Genomic DNA, 5,045 nt, shown 5'->3' with positions numbered 1-5,045 from the left:
CGGTGCGCTGAGGAAGGACGTTCTAACTATCCGCCCGGCCAGCCGGTCCGGGCGTCACCCAGGGAAGGAGTACGACATGCGCATGATCCTCATCGGCGGCCTGTGGCTGCTGGCTTTCTCCGCCATGGCCTCGGACACGCTGCGCGTGGGCAACCGGCTGCTGGTGGCGGGCGACAGCGCCGCGCAGGTGCGCGAAGCGCTCGGCCGCCCTTCGCAGGTGACGCACCATCATGCCGCACGCCATCGCCGCGGCGTGGTCGTGGCGACGCCGGCCAGCGAACGCTGGGTGTATCGCCGCGAGGGCCGCGAGATCACGGTGACGCTGGTCGATGGTGTGGTGACGGAGATCGACCAGCGCCCCTGACCACCGGCCACCTGTGACCGATGGCACGGCATGACGCCTGGCCCATGACGGTGCCGAGGGCGCGGGGGAAGCTCACCTGCATACCGCCGACAGGGAGCATCGCCATGCGTCCGCTGATTACCGCCATCGCACTTGCCGCCGGCCTGGTGCTGGGTGCCTCCGTCCAGGCTGAAGGCGTGCACCTGCACAACGACAAGTGCAGCTTCGGCACCGACTACGACGTGCGGGTGCAGCCGGACGGCGTCAGCTTCGAGCGCGACGACGGCACGCCCGGCCAGGTGTTCATGCATGACGGCGCGTTGCGCGTGGACGGTCGCGACGTGGCGGTCTCGGCCGCCGACGCGGCCCGCCTGCGCGAGTACGAGGGCCGGGTGCGTCGCCTGCTGCCGGAGGTCGCTGCGATCGCCCGTGAAGGCGTGGACATCGGCTTCGGCGCGCTCACCACGGTGGTCGCCACGTTCGCCGACCAGCCGGCCGAGCGCAGCCGGTTGACCGCTGAGCTCAACGCCCAGCACAGGCAGGCGCTGGCCAACGTCGACAACGGCCTGGGCCAGGGCGTGTGGCGCAAGCACAGCGTCGAGGACCTGATGGAACACCAGGTGGGCGACGCCGTCTCGACCCTGGTCAGCACGGTGACCGCCCAGGCGGTCAAGGCCGCGCTGAGCGGCGACCAGCGCCAGGTGGCCGCGCTGGAGGCACGCGCCGGTACGCTGGACAAGGCCATCGACAGGGAGGTCGACGCCCGCGCCGACCGGCTCGGCGAACGCGCCGATGCCCTGTGCCCGCAATTGGCGCGGCTCGATGAGCTGCAGCAGCAGTTCCAGTTCCGCCTCAGGGACGGCTCGCGCCTGGCGCTGGTCGACCGCCAGGCCGGACACGACAACGAGGCTTCCGCCAAGACGAAGCCCGAAGCCCGCTAGCCGACAACCCCCAACGGCTTGCGGGCCGGCCGCTCTCCTGCATCGACCTTCCAGGCGGCCATGAGCCGTGCCGGCTTCCCCCAAGCCGGCACGGTTTTTTTTGCCCGGCGCGCATCCATTGCAATGCGCCCGCCTGAGCGTTCCTCACGCGCGCCCTGCTAGGCTCGGGCGATTGGTATGCGGAGTGACGCGATGCTCGACCTGCTTGCCCGGATCCATTTCTCCGAAGAAGCCCTGCGCATCGGCATCAAGCTGCTGGTCGCGCTGCTGATCCTGCTGGTGGGCCTGTGGCTGGCCGCGCGCGTGGCCAACCTGGTCCAGCGCGCCATGCACCGGGCGGAGGTGGACGCCACGCTGGTCAGTTTCCTGCGCAACCTGATCTATGGCGTGCTGATCGCGGTGCTGGTGGTCAGCGCGCTGATCACCGCCGGCGTGCCTTCGGCGCCTCTGGTCGCAGCGCTCGGCGCCAGTGGCCTGGCGCTGGGGCTGGCCCTGCAGGGCTCGCTCAGCAACCTGGCCTGGGGCGTGCTGCTGATCGTGTTCCGCCCGTTCCGCGCGGGCGACTTCATCCATGCCGGCGGCGTGGAAGGCACCGTGGAGACGGTCAACCTGATGTACACCCAGCTGGTGCTGCCGGACAACCGCGAGGCGATCGTGCCCAACGCCAAGATCGGCGCCGATGCGATCATCAACGCCAACCGCCGCGGCACGCGGCGCTTCGAGCTGACCATTCCGATCGGCATGCAGGACGACATCGCCAAGGCGATGGCGCAGATCGAAAACCTGTTCGGCGCCGATCCGCGCATCCTCAAGGAGCCGCCGCCGACGGTGGTGACCGGCCACGTGGGCGAGGGCGCGGTGAACCTGATCGTGCGCGGCTGGACCCGCTGCGAGGACCTGTGGGGCGTGCAGACCGACCTGCTGCGCGCGATCAAGGAGACCTTCGCCAAGGAGAACATCCGCATCGCCGTGCCGCAGCGGCAGATGACGCTGGTGCAGGCCGAGGGCGCCAAGGCGGGCTGAGGCATGCCGCCGTGATCCTCCCGATTTGCGTCGCGGGCGGGATCACGGTCGGGAGCTCGGCGGATCTATTGCAGCGTGACTGGCAGCCGGTTGTCGCCCGACACGCGGTCGATCAGCTTGTTGAACGGGTCGACGCCCGCCTCCGCCGGCTTGCCGTCCACGGTCACCGTGATGGTGCTGTCACCGGCCGGCAACAGGCGCTTTTCCAGGTACAGCGGCTTGCCGTCCAGGCCCTTGCCCGGGGCGGCGGCGAACACGCCGATGTCCACCGGCACGTCGGGCCTGGCGGTGGTTTCCCTGCCGGTGCCGTCGACGTAGACCTTGCCCGCGTGCACCTTCAGGGTCACCGCGTAGCGCCCATCCGGCAGCTTCTTCGCGCTGGCATCGCTGATGCGGTTGTCGAACAGGGTGATCTTCCAGAACAGGTCGTCCAGCAGGCCCTTCCACTGCGGGCCCAGGCCGCGCGCCAGCGCGTCCATGAAGTCCTGCGAACTGGGGTAGGGCGGGCCGCGGAACCGCCAGTCGAGCAGGAAGCGCCTGAGCACCGCGTCGAAGGCATCCTCGCCGACGTAGTCCTGCAGCGCGTAGAACACCAGCGAGCCCTTGTTGTAGTGGATGTACTGCTGGTTCTCCACCTTCGCCAGCGGCTCCTCGGCCACCTTCTCGGTGGCGCGGCTCGTCAGGTACTTGTCCAGCTCGTACTTGAGGAACTTGCGCATCTGGTCGGCGCCGTACCTGTGCTTCATCACCATCAGCGCGGAGTACTGCGCCAGCGACTCGCTCAGCATGGTCGAGCCCTGCATGTCCGCGCCGATCACCTGGTGCGCCCACCACTGGTGCGCGACCTCGTGGGCGGTCACGTAGTAGACGTAGTCGATTTTCGATGGATCACGCAGGTCGGCGATGAAGCCCAGCGACTCGGAATAGGGGATCGTGTTGGCGAAGGACTGCGCGAAGGTCCGGTAGTTGGGAAACTCCAGGATGCGCAGCTGGCGGTACTGGTAGGGCGTGAAGTGGGCCTGGTCGTAGGCCAGCGCGTCCTTGGCGGCCTGGATCATGCGGTCGACGTTCCAGGCGTGCTCCGGGTCGTAGTAGACCTCGATGGCGATGCCATTCCAGCTGGCCTTCTTCACCGCGTAGCGCGCCGACAGCCACGAGTAGAAGTCCAGCATGGGCCGGTCCATGGCATAGGTGAAGTAGCGCCGGCCGTTGGCGGTCCAGCTCTTGGTGAGGTACCCCGGGGCCAGCGCGATCTGGTCGGAGGCGGTGGAGACGGTGGTCTCGAAGTCGATCCAGTCGGCATCGTTGCCGACGTAGTTGTCGCCGCGCGCTTTCGCATCGCCCAGGCTGGGCATGCGCGGCACCTGCGGCGGCAGGCCGTACTTGCGCCGGTCGCTGCGGTCGGTGAGCTGCATGCTGGCCTGGTAGCCAAGATGCGGCAGTACCTGGCTGTTGAAGAAGCTGCCGTTGGCGACCAGGAACTGGCCGGACGGCTCGTTGGTGAAACCGCGCGGCGCGTACTCGATGTCGAAATCGAAGGCCATCGACGCGCCCGGCGCGAGCGGCGTCTTCAGGCGGTAGATGGCATAGCCCAGCCGCCGGTCGTCGCTGACCGTCTCGTGCGGCGCGAAATCGAGCGACTTGACCGTGAAGTCGGTATCGAAGTTGACGTGCAGCGTGTCGATCGGGGCGTCGTGCCGGTTGACCAGCAGGTAGTGGCCGCGGATCTCGAGCCGTCGCCGGTACGGCTCGATATCCACCTGCGTCCTCACCACGCTGATGCGCGGCTGCGCCAGGCCCTTGTACTTGCCGTAGGCCTTCTCGTAGTCGGCGCGCTTGCGCGTGGCCTGCGCGCTGCTCTCGTAATGGTTGAGCACGTTGGTGTTGTAGAAGATCCACGCGCCTGTCAGTGCGAAGCCGGCCAGCGCCGCGCCCAGCGCGATGGCCGCCGGCCGCCGCAGTCGCGCGCGCGCCTCGTACAGGCGCTCGCGCCAGGTTTGCCCAGTGCCGCGTACATGGAACAGCGTGGCCACCACCAGCAGCGCCGCCGCGGCGAAACTCCAGTACAGGTAGAACCACAATGCGCCGGCCAGGAAATGCCCGAAGCCGTTCATGTCCGAATACGGCACCGACGGGGCGTGGCCATAGATGGCCAGGTTGTGGTCCAGATGCAGCAGCGGGAAGCCGATCAGCGACGCCACCAGCCACACGATGGCCAGCAGGTAGCCCAGGAACTTGCTGCCCGCGAGCGTCTGGAAGAACAGCATAAGCACGGCCAGCAGCACGAACGGCACCGCGTCGAGCGCCAGCGTGGCCAGGTAAAGGCCGGCCTCGATCCGCGCATAGCCGTGGCCAAGCTGCCAGGCGATGCCGACCAGGTCGCCGGTGGCCAGGTAGGCCAGCACCACCGCCACCAGCGCCAGCAGCCGCGCGGTCAGCGGCAGCCAGTCCGGCAGCGGGAAGGCGTCGACCACTTCGGCCGTGTGCCGGTCGCGCTCCCGCCAGGTGAGCTCGCCGGCATAGAACGCCAGGATGATCGGCAGCAGCCAGTGGAAGCTGCCCTGCACGGTCTCCAGTACCGAGTGGGTGACCGGATAGGTCGACGTGCCGTAGATCTCGCCGGCGAACGCCAGCGCGAACAGCAGGTTCACCAGCCCGAACACCAGCATCACCAGGAACGGCACGCCGCGTAGCACATTGGCCAGGTCGAACGCCAGCAGCGTACGCAGCTGCACCCA

4 protein-coding genes are annotated in these 5,045 nt (G+C 68.3%); 3 read left to right on the top strand and 1 reads right to left on the bottom strand.

Features of this window, described 5'->3' with window-relative positions; translation table 11 throughout:
- The 3 genes from HOQ08_RS14475 to HOQ08_RS14465 form a co-directional block, all read left to right on the top strand.
- The coding region (locus HOQ08_RS14475) for a hypothetical protein (RefSeq protein ID WP_291196401.1) at window positions 1–364 on the top strand (364 nt) is incomplete at its 5' end.
- 104 nt (window positions 365–468) lie between these two features.
- A complete protein-coding gene (locus tag HOQ08_RS14470; protein ID WP_291196398.1) occupies window positions 469–1,284 on the top strand; it encodes a DUF2884 family protein in 816 nt (271 codons plus the stop codon).
- Window positions 1,285–1,476: 192 nt separating this feature from the next.
- Complete coding sequence (locus HOQ08_RS14465) at window positions 1,477–2,307, top strand: mechanosensitive ion channel domain-containing protein (protein WP_291196395.1); 831 nt, start codon at window positions 1,477–1,479, stop codon at window positions 2,305–2,307.
- Between the two features lie 65 nt (window positions 2,308–2,372).
- Here the strand turns inward: HOQ08_RS14465 and HOQ08_RS14460 are convergent.
- A partial coding sequence (locus HOQ08_RS14460) for a M1 family aminopeptidase (protein ID WP_291196392.1) occupies window positions 2,373–5,045 on the bottom strand: 2,673 nt, incomplete at its 5' end.

It is taken from the genome of Frateuria sp. (assembly GCF_013362045.1).
In the GTDB taxonomy this organism is placed as follows: Bacteria; Pseudomonadota; Gammaproteobacteria; order Xanthomonadales; family Rhodanobacteraceae; genus Frateuria_A.
Note: the sequence above shows the minus strand (reverse complement) of the source record. Positions and strands in the feature narration are given on the sequence as shown.

Coding starts and splice junctions, on each gene's coding strand:
- HOQ08_RS14470 (WP_291196398.1), top strand. CDS start 469: ATGCGTCCGCTGATTACCGCCATCGCACTTGCCGCCGGCCTGGTGCTG.
- HOQ08_RS14465 (WP_291196395.1), top strand. CDS start 1,477: ATGCTCGACCTGCTTGCCCGGATCCATTTCTCCGAAGAAGCCCTGCGC.